Source organism: Abyssibacter profundi, from assembly GCF_003151135.1.
GTDB lineage: Bacteria > Pseudomonadota > Gammaproteobacteria > Nevskiales > OUC007 > Abyssibacter > Abyssibacter profundi.
In genome coordinates, this window is sequence record NZ_QEQK01000005.1 from 64,310 (window position 1) to 78,111 (window position 13,802).

12 protein-coding genes and 1 pseudogene are annotated in these 13,802 nt (G+C 65.2%); 10 read left to right on the top strand and 3 right to left on the bottom strand.

Annotated elements, in window-relative coordinates:
• Positions 1 to 4 precede the first annotated feature (4 nt).
• From DEH80_RS06075 to tesB, 4 genes are read left to right on the top strand one after another with little or no spacing between them, the layout of a single operon-like run.
• Complete coding sequence (locus DEH80_RS06075; RefSeq protein ID WP_165831325.1) at positions 5 to 508, top strand: L,D-transpeptidase family protein; 504 nt, start codon at positions 5 to 7, stop codon at positions 506 to 508.
• The gene (locus tag DEH80_RS06080; protein WP_109719599.1) at positions 505 to 2,286 is read left to right on the top strand and encodes a monovalent cation:proton antiporter-2 (CPA2) family protein; all 1,782 of its coding nucleotides are present in this window, start codon (positions 505 to 507) and stop codon (positions 2,284 to 2,286) included. Before DEH80_RS06075 ends, DEH80_RS06080 begins: the two co-directional genes overlap by 4 nt.
• 7 nt (positions 2,287 to 2,293) lie before the next feature.
• On the top strand, positions 2,294 to 3,148 hold the full coding sequence (locus tag DEH80_RS06085) for an alpha/beta fold hydrolase (protein WP_109719600.1): 855 nt from the start codon (positions 2,294 to 2,296) through the stop codon (positions 3,146 to 3,148).
• Positions 3,149 to 3,189: 41 nt separating this feature from the next.
• A complete protein-coding gene (tesB, locus tag DEH80_RS06090) occupies positions 3,190 to 4,065 on the top strand; it encodes an acyl-CoA thioesterase II (protein ID WP_109719601.1) in 876 nt (291 codons plus the stop codon).
• 31 nt (positions 4,066 to 4,096) lie between these two features.
• On the opposite strand, the pseudogene DEH80_RS17740 reads toward tesB, so the two are convergent.
• A pseudogene (locus DEH80_RS17740) lies at positions 4,097 to 4,315 on the bottom strand (DUF167 domain-containing protein); the annotation flags it as partial.
• Here DEH80_RS17740 and purU point away from each other — a divergent pair.
• A complete protein-coding gene (purU, locus tag DEH80_RS06100; protein ID WP_109719602.1) occupies positions 4,309 to 5,166 on the top strand; it encodes a formyltetrahydrofolate deformylase in 858 nt (285 codons plus the stop codon). The pseudogene DEH80_RS17740 and the gene purU overlap by 7 nt on opposite strands.
• Here the strand turns inward: purU and DEH80_RS06105 are convergent.
• Together DEH80_RS06105 and DEH80_RS06110 are read right to left on the bottom strand one after the other, a co-directional pair.
• Positions 5,163 to 5,648, bottom strand: coding sequence for a YiiD C-terminal domain-containing protein (locus DEH80_RS06105; protein ID WP_133249134.1), 486 nt, complete (start codon positions 5,646 to 5,648; stop codon positions 5,163 to 5,165). The genes purU and DEH80_RS06105 overlap by 4 nt on opposite strands.
• A 41-nt stretch (positions 5,649 to 5,689) precedes the next feature.
• Entirely contained in the window at positions 5,690 to 6,436 is a 747-nt protein-coding gene (locus DEH80_RS06110; protein ID WP_109719603.1) for an SDR family NAD(P)-dependent oxidoreductase, read from the bottom strand.
• 158 nt (positions 6,437 to 6,594) lie between these two features.
• On the opposite strand from DEH80_RS06110, the gene DEH80_RS06115 reads away from it, so the two are divergent.
• The 5 genes from DEH80_RS06115 (at position 6,595) to DEH80_RS06135 (ending at position 13,791) form a co-directional block, all read left to right on the top strand.
• Positions 6,595 to 7,353, top strand: coding sequence for a TorF family putative porin (locus DEH80_RS06115; RefSeq protein ID WP_133249135.1), 759 nt, complete (start codon positions 6,595 to 6,597; stop codon positions 7,351 to 7,353).
• A gap of 151 nt (positions 7,354 to 7,504) precedes the next feature.
• Positions 7,505 to 8,092 (top strand): RNA polymerase sigma factor, encoded by a 588-nt coding sequence (locus DEH80_RS06120; RefSeq protein WP_165831326.1) that lies wholly within the window; start codon positions 7,505 to 7,507, stop codon positions 8,090 to 8,092.
• Positions 8,089 to 8,781 carry a zf-HC2 domain-containing protein gene (locus DEH80_RS06125; protein ID WP_109719606.1) on the top strand — a complete coding sequence of 231 codons (693 nt, stop codon included), beginning with the start codon at positions 8,089 to 8,091 and terminating at the stop codon, positions 8,779 to 8,781. Before DEH80_RS06120 ends, DEH80_RS06125 begins: the two co-directional genes overlap by 4 nt.
• Entirely contained in the window at positions 8,778 to 10,082 is a 1,305-nt protein-coding gene (locus tag DEH80_RS06130; protein WP_109719607.1) for a S8 family peptidase, read from the top strand. Before DEH80_RS06125 ends, DEH80_RS06130 begins: the two co-directional genes overlap by 4 nt.
• Positions 10,083 to 10,266: 184 nt before the next feature.
• Positions 10,267 to 13,791 (top strand): beta strand repeat-containing protein, encoded by a 3,525-nt coding sequence (locus tag DEH80_RS06135; RefSeq protein WP_133249136.1) that lies wholly within the window; start codon positions 10,267 to 10,269, stop codon positions 13,789 to 13,791.
• Positions 13,792 to 13,802 lie beyond the last annotated feature (11 nt).

Consider the following 13,802-nt stretch of genomic DNA (forward strand, 5'->3'; position numbering starts at 1 on the left):
CGTGATGCGTCCCACCATTCATATGCTGGCCCCTCTGGCCGTGTTGTTGGCGGTGCTCTGCTGGCCGCTTGAGGCGCAGGCAGACGCCCAGACCTGGCTGCAAATCGACAAGAGCGCCCGCACCTTGACGCTGTTCGAAGGCGAGCAGGCCGTGTTGGAGTATCCGATTGCATTGGGGCGCAATCCGATTGGTGCCAAGCAGCGGCAAGGCGATGGCAAGACGCCGGAAGGTCGTTACTTCATTCGCAGCCGCCTGCGCGCCAGCCGGTTTCACCTCGCATTGCAGGTGTCCTACCCCTCGCTGGCTGACCAGATGCTCGCTGATGCGCTGGGCGTGCCAGCCGGCGGACAAATCATGATCCACGGTGTCGGCCCGAACGCACCGCCGGCCGCCGCACATCACCCCCTGTCCGACTGGACCGATGGCTGCATCGCCGTGACGGATGCGCAGATCGAAGTGCTGTGGCAACGGGTGCCGGTGGGTACGCCCGTGGATATTCGCCCATGAATCTGCTCCATGACGCCGTGATTTTTCTGGCGGCTGCCGTCGTGGCCGTGCCGTTGGCCCGGCTGTTGGGTGTCGGAGCGGTCATCGGCTACCTCGCGGCCGGGGTGGTCATCGGGCCCGCCGTTCTGGGATTGGTCGGCGATGTGCGCGAGGTCATGCATTTCGCCGAGTTCGGTGTGGTGTTGCTGCTGTTCATCATCGGACTGGAGCTGCAACCAGCCCGGCTCTGGGCGCTGCGACGGCCGATTTTCGTGAACGGCTCGGCGCAGATTCTGATCTCTGCGCTGCCGATTGCAGCCGTGGCCTATCTGGTGGGTTTGCCCGCCACCCCGGCGATTCTGGTCGGCCTGGTGTTGGCGTTGTCATCCACCGCCTTTGCATTGCAGGTCTTGGCGGAACGCGAGGAGCTCACCACCCACCACGGGCGGGCGGCATTCGCCATCCTGCTCATGCAGGATTTGGCCGTCATTCCACTGCTGGCGGTGATTCCACTGTTCGCGCCCCATGGCGATCAGGGTTTCGACCCCATCGCCTTGCTGCGCACGGTGGCCGTCATTGCCGTTGTGATCGTGGGCGGGCGTTATTTGCTGCGCCCGGTGTTGCGGACGGTCTCCGCTGCACGCACCAACGAGATTTTCACGGCCATGGCTCTGTTGGTCGTGACCGGCACGGCGCTGGCCATGGAGTGGGCGGGACTGTCCATGGCGCTGGGGGCGTTCCTGGCCGGCGTGCTGTTGGCCGATTCGGAGTATCGCCACGCGCTGGAAGCCGATATCGAGCCATTCAAGGGCTTGCTGCTGGGGCTGTTCTTCATCTCGGTCGGCATGGGGGTCGATCTGGGGCTGTTGGTTGAGCAACCCGACGTCATTGTCGCGATTGCTCTGGCTCTGACCGCGGTCAAGGCAACCGTGTTGTGGCTGGTCGGCCGCGCGGCGGGGCTGGATCGACGCGGTGCGCGTAGCCTCGCCATCGCCTTGTCGCAGGGGGGGGAGTTCGCGTTCGTGCTGTTTGCCGTCATGGTCAACGAGGCGGTGCTTGCGCCGCAGATCGTCGATCCGCTGATCGTGGCGGTGACCCTGTCCATGGCGCTGACGCCGCTGCTGTTCCTGATGAACGACCGCTGGCTGCTGCGCTGGCTTCCGCCCACCCAGCGTCCCTTCGATCAGATTGCCAGCGAGCACCATCGCGTGGTGATCGCCGGATTCGGTCGGTTCGGCCAGATCATCGGTCGTGTGCTGCGTGCCCGCAATATTCCGTTTACCGCATTGGAGCTGGACGCCGATCACGTCGATTTCGTCCGCCGCTTCGGTAACCGCACCTACTACGGCGATGCGTCGCGCCCCGAACTCCTGCGCGCCGCCGGTGTTGAGCATGCCGATTTGTTCGTGCTGGCCGTGCAGGATGAGGCGGCCTCGCTGCGCATCGCCAAGGCGGTGCGCGATATGGCGCCGTCGCTGCGGATCATCGCCCGCGCCCGCAATCGCAGCCATGCCTACAAGCTGATGGAACTGGGCATCCGCGATGTGATGCGCGACACCTTTGACACCAGCGTCCGCGCCGCTGGCGAGGTGCTGCGCGGATTGGGCCTGTCCGAGGCCCAGGTGCGGTACACCACGGAGACCTTTGCCGAGATGGACGAGCAGCGTCTGTTCGAGGCGTTTGGCTCGCATGACGATCTGGACAAGATGATCGAGATGGCCCAGCAGTCGGCCGGCGAGCTGGAACGGCTGTTCGCCGAGGGCCACCCCAAGGATGGCAAACCACCGAAGAAAGGATGAGCCGATTATGAATCACTGGCCTGTACGCATGCTGGAGACCCAACGCGGTCGGCTGAGTCTGCGCGAGCGTCCAGGCAGCGGGCCTGCGGTCGTCTTTATCCACGGCTGGCCGGAGAGCAGCGCGACCTGGAGCCCGATCCTGCCGTTGCTGCCGGACGACTGGTGGGTGATTGCGCCGGATCTTCGGGGGTTGGGAGATGCCCCGCGCACACCGGAGCCCGCGGCCTATCGCAAGCATGCGTTGGCGCAGGATGTCCTCGCGCTACTCGATGCATTGGGCGTCGGCAGCTTCGATCTGGTGGGGCACGACTGGGGTGGGATTGTTGCCCAGGAAGTGGCGCTGGCCGCAGCCGACCGCGTGCGAACACTGGGCGTGTCCAATATCGCGATCATCAATAATCTGGAAACGAATCGGCGGATCGCGGCCAAGCCCAACCGCTACGTCTGGTACCAGCACTTCATGCAGTCGTCATTGCCCGAGGCGCTGATCCCGGGCAACGAGCGGGCGTTTCTGCAGGAATTTCTGCGGATGGAAGGCGGGCGCCGTTTTCCCGACGAACTGCTGGATGAATACAGCCGTTGTTATGCCATCCCGGGTACGCCGCGCAGCGCCGCTCAGCTCTACCGAACCTATCGCGACGACATCGCACGGTGGAGCGAGCTAAGCCAGCATCGCTTTTCCATGCCGGCCGCCTATCTGTATGGCGAGCTGGATGTGGTGATTACACCGGCTTATCTGGAGGGGGCCGAGGCCTGCTTTGAGGATTTGCAGATTCACCGCATGGATGCGGGACACTTCGTACAGGAAGAACAGCCGGAGGCCTTTGCAGCAGGCGTGCGCGCGCTGGTGGCGCGTGGCTAGTCCTGCCTGCTAATCGCGCAGAGCGGCTACAATCCCGCGCCATGAGTACCGTACTGCAAGATTTTCTCGACCTGTTGAACCTGGAGTACCTGGAAGACAACCTCTTCCGGGGTCAGTCCCGCGACCTGGGGGGGCGCAGCGTTTTCGGCGGCCAGGTGTTGGGCCAGTCACTGGTGGCGGCCACGCGCACGGTGAGCGAAGACCGCCCTCCGAACTCGCTGCATGCCTATTTTCTGCGGCCGGGGGACATGGAAGCGCCCATCGTCTACGACGTGGAGCGGTCCCGTGATGGCGGTTCGTTTAGCTGGCGGCGGGTTAAGGCCATTCAGCACGGCCAGCAGATCTTCTCGATGATGGCGTCATTTCATGTCGAGGAGCCCGGCCTGGCCCATCAGGCGAGCATGCCCGACGTGCCCATGCCCGAAGCGCTGGAAGACGAACAAAGCCTGCGCAAGCGCTGGCTGGAGGACTGTCCGGATCGGCTTCGTCGGGCCTTCTTGCGGGAATCCGCTTTCGAATTCCGTCCGGTGCGGCCGACCAATCCGCTGAATCCGGGCCAGGGTGAGCCGGCCCATTCGGTCTGGTTCCGTGCGTCCGGCACCTTGCCTGATGATCCGATGTTCCATCGCTGCGTACTGGCCTATGCCAGTGACTACAACCTGCTGATGACCGCGATGCTGCCGCACGGGCGTAGCTTCTTGCAGCCGAACATGATTGTCGCGAGTCTGGATCACGCCTTGTGGTTCCATCGCCCGCTGCGGGCCGATGAGTGGTTGCTGTACCACATGGAAAGTCCTAGCGCGCAGGATGCCCGCGGTCTGGCCCGCGGTCTGATCTTTGATCGGCAGGGGACGCTGGTGGCGACGGTGGCGCAGGAGGGACTGATGCGCGACACAACGCTGAAAGCCGGCGCGTGAGCGTGGCGCGATCGCCGGCCACCCGCAGCCGTTTTCGCACCGAACCCGCGCCCCGGGTCACCGTGACCTGGCTCGGCGGCACGTCCAGTGCCTCGGCTAGCAAACGACAAACCGCCCGGTTGGCCTGGCCGCGCTGCGGCGGGGCCGTCACCCGCAGTTTGAGCTGATCGCCCATCCAGCCATCGATCCGGTCGCGTGAGGCGCCCGGTGCGACCTTGACCCACAGTTCCAGGGATTCCTCTGATGTCATGCTCCGCCCGCCTTTTGATCCAGTGTGCCGACCAGCCGGGTATCGTGGCCGCCGTCACGCGATTCCTGTTTGAGCATGCCGCCAATGTGACCCACCTGGATCAGCATTCGACGGAGATGACCGGCGGTCGTTTCTATATGCGGGTCGAGTTCCAACTGCCCGACCTGGAACCACCCGATGCCCGGCTGCGGGCGGCTTTTGACGCCCAGGTCGGACAACCCTTTTCGATGCACTGGTCGATGATCGACGCCAGCGTGCGCAAGCGCATGGTCATTTTTGCGTCGCGCACCGAACACACCTTGCAGGAGTTGCTCTGGCGACAGGCCCGCGGCGATCTGGCTGTGGACATCCGGGCCGTCATCTCCAACCACGCCGAGACCGAGGAGCATGCCCGTCGGTTCGATGTGCCGTTCTGGCACATACCCGTCACGCCGGAGACCAAGGCTGAGGCCGAAGCCCAGGCACTGGAGGTGATCGGGGAGGAGACCGACCTGATTGTCCTGGCGCGGTACATGCAGATCCTGTCGCCTGCGCTGGTGGATCGCTTCCCCGAACGTATCATCAATATTCACCACAGCTTCTTGCCGGCTTTCGTCGGTGCCGACCCGTACCGGCAGGCCTACGAGCGCGGTGTGAAGCTGATCGGGGCCACGGCGCATTACGTTACCTCGGAGCTGGATCAGGGGCCGATCATCGAACAGGATGTCGCCCGCGTGACGCATCGTGATGCGGTCGACGACCTGCGGGCCATGGGCCGGGACATCGAACGTCGGGTGCTGGCGCGTGCCGTGCACTGGCATGTTGAGGACCGCGTCATCGTCTCCGGCCATCGGACCGTGGTGTTCCGCTAGCTGCGATCAGGCAGCCAGGCGGCATAGGCAGCGCGAAGCTGCACGGCGTCCGGGCAATCGTTGCTGCCCACTTGAATGTCCAGCGTCCACCGGGCCTTGCGCCCGGATTGCAGGTCCGCGCGCAGGCGCGCGATCGCCGGGTGCTCGCAGCGGACCTCGGCCATCAGGTCGCCCCGGACCGGCTGCCGAAACCGGGTCTGTACATCGAAGATCGCGCATTGCGCTGCCGCATCCACGCCCGCCGCAGTGCGCTGGGTCAACGCCCACCCGCACAACATGCCCAGCGCTGTCAGGCTGCCGGCGAACGCCGTCTGTTTGTCGTTCTGGTTGCGCGCCAGCGGTGCCGCGAGACGGACATGGTCTTGCGATAGGTGCAGGCAGTCCACGCCGATACCTTGCAGCGCCGGCATGTCCTGGCGCATGCGCGCCAGCAGGGCGCGCGTCTGTTCGTCCTCGTTCATCCAAAGCAGTGTAGGCAACACGTGGCTTGCTGCCGACCCGGGCTGGCGCGCGGAGCCGAGGCCTACCAGGGAATCGCAGCGCCATCCCAGGCGAAGAAGCGGCCGTTATCGTCGCGTGTCACCCCCGCCATAACGGTTAGCAACTGCTTGGCAGCGCGCGCGGGCTCGAACAACCGTTCCGGGGGCACGTTGGCCTGAAACGGCCGGGAGAGGGGCGTGTCGACGGTGCCCGGATGCAGGAGCACGCAGGTCGGATGGCGTCGTCGCCGCCCAAGCTCGATTGCGGCGGTCTTCCACAGCTGGTTGAGGGCGGCCTTGGACGCCCGGTAGCTGTACCAGCCGCCCAGGCGATTGTCCTCGATGCTGCCGACGCGCGCCGACAGCGCGGCGATGAGCGATGGCTCATCATGCGTCAGTAAGGGCAGCAGCGATTGCAGCAGCTGCAACGGGCCGATGGCATTGACCGCGAACGCCTGTTCTAGCGTCGAGGACTTGACCTGATCCAGTGACTTTTCCGGACCATGCGGTGGTTGATTTAGCAGGCCCGTGCAGATCACGACCAGGTGCAAGCGCGGACAATGAGCCGCAACGCTATTCGCCAGATGCTGGGCACTGTCGGGCTCCGCGAAATCGATGGGGTGCTGGGAGTCTGCTGACTCGCAGCGTGAATGTCGGCCGGCGACGGCCAAATGCTGACACTGGGCGTGGGCGTGCAATTGCTCCGCCAGCGCGTGACCAATACCACCGCCTCCAACCACCAGCGCATTGAACCGATCCGGCAGCTGACCAAATTCCAGCGGCTGTTCCATGGCGGGTATTCCTGCAAACCGAACGCGAGTGTCAGGCGGGCTGGGCCTGGTCAACCAGCGCTGTACAGCCACGGGTGGATGACAAACGCCGCTACGACGTTCACATTACCGGTCGCCGAATCCGGCGCACGCGCATCCCGAAGGTCACCCGGCAAGACATGCGATTACCTCTGATCTCCAACATCGTGCTGCTCACGGCGCTCTGCTGTTGCGGTGCTGGGTCGGCGGCGTTCGCCCACCCACCCGCGGTCATGGCATCGACGACACTGACCAGTGACTACGTGCTGCGCGGCACCAGCCAGAGCAGCGGCGAGCCGGCTTTGCAGGCCGGGTTGTCAGCAATCTGGCCGGCAGGGTGGACGGCAACGGTCTGGGGCTCGACCCTGGATACCTCGAATCTGCAGCCCGACACCGGGGACGGGCAGGGCTACGAGCTGGACCTGATGGTGGGCCTAGAGCGTCCGCTGGGGACTGATTGGCGCGGTTCACTGTTGCTGGGCCATTACCAGTACGTGGACACCGGACACCTGCTGGACTACGACCACACGGAAGTCAGCGGTTCGCTGGAATATCGCCAATGGCTGGCGTTGTCGGCCAGTTGGACGCCGGAGGCAACGGACCACACGTTCGAGCAGACGGCGTTGCTGCGCGGCAGTCGCTGGACGGCCGAGGTGCAGGTCGAGCAGGGTGTTGGCGACGGTGTTTGGGTGCATGCCGGGCTGGGCTACAACGCGGCGGGCAATGTGTCCGAAGTCCAGCATCTGTATGGCAGTGTCGGTGTGGGTCTGCAATGGCAGCGCACGGTGTTATCCGCCGCGATCATCGGCACCGACGCCCGGGCACGGGAGCGCTTTACTGACGGCCGCGCGGATACCCGTCTGGTGATGTCCATCAGCCAGGCTTGGCGCCTGCGCTAGGGGATTTCGAGGTCGTTGGCGTGAGCCTCGCTGCGCCAGTCGGCCGTTTGTGTCCCCGGTGGCGTGGCAGGCGGCTGTGAACCTTTTGCGACCGGGCCGGAATCAAGTCACAAGCGGCTTATGCAGGCCGGGTTACCAGGGGTGAGGCATCTTGGGCGGTAGCGGGCAGGCGGTACCACAAACAACGGACACGGCGCTGGAGGCCGAATTGCTGCGTCGTGTGGCCGCTCGGGATGAAGAGGCCTTCGAGGCGTTGTACCGCATTTATCACCGCCGACTCAGTCGATTCTTGATGCGACTGACGCCGGACTACGCGATCGCCGAGGAAGTGATTAACGACACCATGCATATTGTCTGGGACAAGGCGGAACAGTACGACGGACGCGCCAAGGTTTCGACCTGGATTTTCGGAATTGGCTATCGTCGTGGCCTCAAGGCGCTGGAGCGTCAGCGCACCCGAAATCGGTATGAGGAGGCCGCCGCGCGCGACCGGAGCACGATTAGCGAGCCGGTGGACGAGACCGCCCGAGAAGATGAGGGTCAGTGGATCGACCGGGGTCTGCAGCAGCTGTCCACCGAGCATCGCATGGCCTTGGAATTGGCCTATGTCGCCGGTCACTCCTGCGAGGAGATCGCTGCCATCGTGGGCTGTCCGGTGAACACGGTAAAGACGCGGCTCTTCCACGCCCGTAAGCGGCTTCGTGCGCGGTTGCCGAATGATGCGGGTGGGGGCTCATGACCCGCCTGCCGGAGGATCCGATGGAGCAATCCCGAACCCACGCCTGGGCCGAGGCGGCCATGACGGACTGGGTGAACGGTCGGATGGACGCAACGTCGGCTGATCGTATGCGTGCGCATCTGGCGCAATGCGCAGTGTGTCGCGCCGACGCGTTAATCGAAGAGCAGGTGCAGGCCCGCCTGTCGCGGCAGCCCGTTGTCGAGTACGCGCCGCAGGCGTCTTTTCGCAGGCTCATGGACCAGATTCACGCCGGTGAGCCGCCGGATTCGGATGCCAGCGCCGATACCAAGACCCCGCGCCCCCGTTCCCTGCGGCGCCGGGCGCGGCCTTGGCTGAGTCGGGTGGCCGCTGTCGCAGCGACGGTTCTGGTGACCGGCCTGTGGATTCAGCTGGCCTGGTCTCCGGCGCCGGAGTACCGGACGCTGACCAACACCCCGGCCGTTGAGAACAGCTTGCGATTGCAAGTCGTGTTCGCCGAGGGCGCCACCGCGGGCGATATTCGCGCTGCGCTGGGTGAGGTCAACGGGCGGATGATCGATGGTCCGGGCCCCAGCGGATTGTTTACGGTCACGCTTGCGTCTGCTGATGCCGAGGCATCCGTAGCCGATTGGCACGCTGCGGAGCAGCGGCTTCAGCAGCACCCGTCTGTCCGGTTTGTGGCCCTGGTGGGCGAGGCGGGGGCGCCATGATGCAGCGCCTGCTCCTGCTGGCAGGGCTGCTCCTGCTGGGTGGCTGCGTATCGCTGGCCGGTCATACGCCGCGAGGTGCGGCCACGCGCCTCGCCGATCCGGCGTCCATGCTGGTCGTCACGGTCGACAACCCCTTGGCGCCCGGTTCCGCCAGCGTCGGGAGTACGCCGCGGGGCTATGGCCTGTCGGGTGGCTATGCCGTCAGTCCCGTGGCCAGCCGGGCGATGGACGCACTCTCGCGCGAACATCGATTGGAGCTGGTCGACAGTTGGCCTATTCAAGCGCTGGGCGTGCATTGCGCGGTCTTCGCCTGGCGGGATGCGGTGTCCCGTGACGAGATGCTGCGCCGCCTGGCGGCGGATGCGCGCGTGGAATCGGTGCAGCCGCTGCAGGTCTTCCGGAACACTGCGCGCCCGGCGGTCGTCGGGGCCGCCGATCCACATCGCAGTCTGCAGCATGCCGCCGATAGCCTCGGGCTGGAGGCTGCTCATCGCTGGAGCCGCGGCGCCGGCGTACGCGTGGCCGTGGTCGACACCCAGGTGGATGCGAGCCACCCGGATCTGATCGGCCGCATCGCCCAGCGCATGGATTTGGTGGGGGAGGAGACCGTGGCTGCCGAGGCGCATGGCACGGCGGTCTCGGGCGTGATTGCAGCGCTGGGCGGCAATGGCGAAGGCATTTTGGGGATTGCCCCCGAGGCTGAGTTGCTGGGCTTACGCGCCTGCTGGGAACAAGGTGGCGGCTCCATCTGCAACAGTTTCACCCTGGCGCGGGCCTTGTCTGTGGCCCTGGATGCCAGCGTCGACATCGTCAACCTGAGCTTGGCTGGCCCTGCCGACCCCCTGCTCAGTCGTTTGCTGCGGCAACTGATCGTCCGGGGTGTGTTCGTGGTCGGTGCAGAGTCACCTTCCGACCCATCGGGGTTTCCCGGTGGCGTGCCTGGCGTGGCCGTGGCGCGCATGGCCGAGTCGGGTGTCCTGGCCGAAGGTGAGGTCTTGCCGGCGCCGGGGCGCAGCATCCTGACCACGCTTCCCGGTGGCCGCTACGCGTTCCTGGACGGGAGCTCGCTTGCCGCTGCGCATGTCAGCGGTGTGGCGGCGCTGGTCTTGTCCCAGCGGCCGGGGATGGCGCCGGCGGTTTTGCAGGCGACCCTGCAGGCCTCGGTTCGGCCGCCGCGTTCACCCGCCAATCGGGGCGATCCGGCCCGATCGCCCATGCTAAATGCCTGCGAGGCATTGGTCCGCGTCGATGTCGCGACAACCGATTGCCTGCGGCCGACACGGGTCGCGCAGCGTCCGTAATTCAACGCGTCGGGGTGTGGCGGCCTGGCCGTGGACACGGTTGTTGATTCTTGGATCAGGTTGTTAGGGTGATTGTGAGGGAAATTTAGACCAAAGCCCGCTCACCGCTGGTGTGCGGGTCTGCGGCGTTCGCGGGGGCGCGTCGTTCGTTATCTGTCTCAGAGAGGAACAAGGAGCGATCACCATGAAGACATCACATTTCCCAGAACGCATGGCGGGGCGACTCGCCTGCGTCGGGCTTGGCCTGATGATCCCGTTGGGGGCGGCCACTGCAACCGACTACGTTGTGGACTCCGAAGCCGACAATACCGATACCGACGGCGTGATCACGCTGCGTGAGGCGGTCTTGGCCGCCAATACCGATACGGCGGTCGGCGACGCACCGGCCGGTGAGGCCGACGGCGACACCATCACGTTTGACGGCGGCGATCCGCTGCTCGGCGGCGGTGTGGCAACCATCACCCTGGGGTCTCCGCTGGCGGTGACCGATGATGTCAGTATCGACGGCGAGTTGGATGCAATCACGGGTACGACCATCACCATCAGTGGTGGCGATGCGACCCAGCTCTTTGCGGTTGATACGGCCGCCTCCGTGGGGAGCGAGGCTGCGGTCACGTTCAGTAACGCCACCCTCACCGAAGCTGTGGCCGAGTCCGGCGCGGCATTGGACATTGCGGCCGGCGCGACGGTGACGCTAACGGCGGTGACCGTGTCCGAGAGTGAAACCACCGGCGCTGACGCCGGAGACGGCGGTGCGGTCCTCAACAACGGCACATTGACGATCGTCGACGGCGCGTTCACCAATAACGCCGCAAGCGGACTGGCGGGCAGCGGTGGTGCATTGCTGTCCAATGGTCAGCTCACCGTGACAGGCACCACGTTCACCGGCAACACGGCGAACAGGGCAGGCGGGGCTGTCGAGTTGGGCGGCAGTTCGACGAGCACGTTCTCCGGCGTGACGATGTCAGACAACTCGCACGTGGCGCCGAATCCTGGCAACGGGGGCGCGCTGCATGTCTCGGGCGCTGGCGACGTCACCCTCACCGGGGGGACGTACAGCAACAACACCGCGGGCAGCGAAGGCGGTGCCCTGTGGAACAGCATGGGCACCATGACCATCGACGGGGCAGCCTCGTTCACCGCGAATACAGCCGCAGGCAACGACGCGGATAATGGCGGCGGTGCGCTGTTCAACAACGGGGGTACCCTGAACGTCGAGGGGGCGACCATCGATGGCAACAGCGCCACCGGTGACGCCGGCTCCGGCGGCGGCCTCTTCAACAACGGCGGTGTCTTGACCGTGGCTTCGAGCACCGTGAGCAACAACACGGCGGCCCGCGCAGGCGGTGGCCTTGAAGACCGGGCTGTTGAGACGGCCACGACGGTCAATCTGTCTGCAGTCGATTTCACCGGCAACAGCGTGACGGGTATCGACGATGGCATGGGGACGATGACCGCTGGTAACGGCGGTGCCGTTCACATCAGCGGCAACGGGAGTTTTACGGCCTCCGGCGGCACGGTGTCCGGTAACACGGCCTTTGCCGAGGGTGGCGGCTTCTGGAACGGATCCGGCACGATGACACTGATCGGCGTCACCGTTGATGGCAACGCGGCAGAGGGTGACGACGCGACTAATGGTGGCGGCGGTTTGTTCAACGAAGGCGGTGTCATCTCGATGGACGACGCCACGGTGATCAGCAACAACACCGCGCTGGGCACCGCCGGCTCCGGTGGCGGCATCTTCAACAACGATGGGCGCATTGTCGCGGTGGGCACCACCATCACCGGCAATACGGCGAACCGTGCCGGCGGCGGGATCGAGGACAAGATACTTAATTCCACGCCCTCCGCAGACATGCCTTCGGTGCGCCTGACGGCTGTGACTCTGGACGGAAACGGTGCGGGCACCGACAACACGGGGGCGGTGCTGGCAACCGCCAATCCGGGTAATGGGGGCGGGCTGCACATCACCGGTCCGGGGTATGTCCTCGTCTCTAACGGGACGGTCTCGGGCAACTTTGCGGCGCTGGAAGGTGGTGGTTTGTGGAACAACACCGCGCCCAGCACCATCGGCGTCAGCGGTACCGTGTTCGATGGCAACATTGCCAATGGCGTCACCAGCGATTCCGTGGCGGTGGCCGGTGGCGGTGCCCTGTTCAACAAGGGCGGCGTCATGGCCGTGAGCAACGCCACCATCACCAACAATATGGCCGCCGGTGATCCCGGCGGTTCGGGTGGCGGCATTCTTAACCAGGGTGGTCAGCTGGCCGTAACCGCGACCACGTTCACGGGCAATACCGCCGTGCGTGCTGGCGGTGCGCTGGAAGACCGGTCGGTCGAGGGTGAATCCACGGTCAACCTGCTCGACGTCACCATGGATGCCAACGCGGTTGGGCCGACACCGGGTAACGGGGGCGCCGTCCATGTCACCGGTGAGAACAGCACGGTGACCATCGACCGGTCCCAGGTGTCGAACAACACCGCGGCCAACGAGGGTGGTGGCCTGTGGAATTTCGACAACTCGGTCATGCAGGTCTACAACTCGACCGTGTTTGCCAACGAGGCCTCGGGGACCGACGGGGGCGGGCTGTTCAACCGACCCAACGCCAATACCACCTTGCTCAACGTGACGGTGGCATCGAATTCCGCGGCCGGAAACGGTGGTGGCGTGTTCGTCAGCGACACGTCGACGGTTGCTGCGACCAATACGCTCATTGGCGACAACAGCGCCATGGCCGGTGCGGACGTCTTCGGCACGGTGGATGGCGGTGGCTACAACCTCGTCGAGGACACCTCGGATGCCACCATCAACGGGCCGTCCAACATCACGGGTCAGGATCCGGCATTGGATTCCGAAGGCTTGCAGGCCAACGGTGGACCGACCCAGACGGTGGCCTTGCAAGGCGCCAGCCCTGCCATTGATGCCGCCCTGGCCAGTGTTTGTGTCGGCCCGCAGATCAACGGGTTCGACCAGCGCGGTGTCACTGACATTCGCCCCTTTGATGGCGACGGTGACGGGACGGCCGACTGCGACATCGGCGCATTCGAGCTGAACAATGCACCGATCATGGCGGTGACGGCCACGGCGAATACCGATGTCAGTGTCCAGGCCGATGCCACCGGTGTGGTGGCGCTGGGCTACAGCCTGACCAACCAGTCCGACGAGACCGTGACCTACACCGGGTTTTCAGGCTCTCTGGGCGGCACCGGCGATTTCGACACGATTGCGGCGGCCTCCATCGTGCTGGATGCCAATGGTGATGGCGTCGTAGATGATGGCGAAACCACCATCGCCGGCTCCGTCAGTTTCGATGACAACGCCGGGACCTTCACGGCCAGCTTCGACACCGCACGTAGCCTGGACCCGGCCGCCGGCGAGAGCCTGATCGTGACCGTCGACTTTGGCACGTCAACCGCGTTGCTGGGCACGCAGATGCTGGCCGGTGGCGGACTGATGCTCATTGGCCTGGCCGGTTTGGGCGGCTTGTCGCGACGTCAACAGGGCTTGATCGCCGCGATCGCGACGGCAGCAGCATTGGCCGGTTGCGGGAATAGCTCGTCGAACTTTGCACCGGAACAGCCACCGGCCATGTTGACCTATTCGGTCACGCTGACGGCCGTGGCCGCGATTGGCAATGAGTCGGGCAGCCCGGCAGATATTGCGGGTCTGCCGCTTGCCGGGCCGGTGATCACCGTCGACAACCGCTAATTTCACGGGCG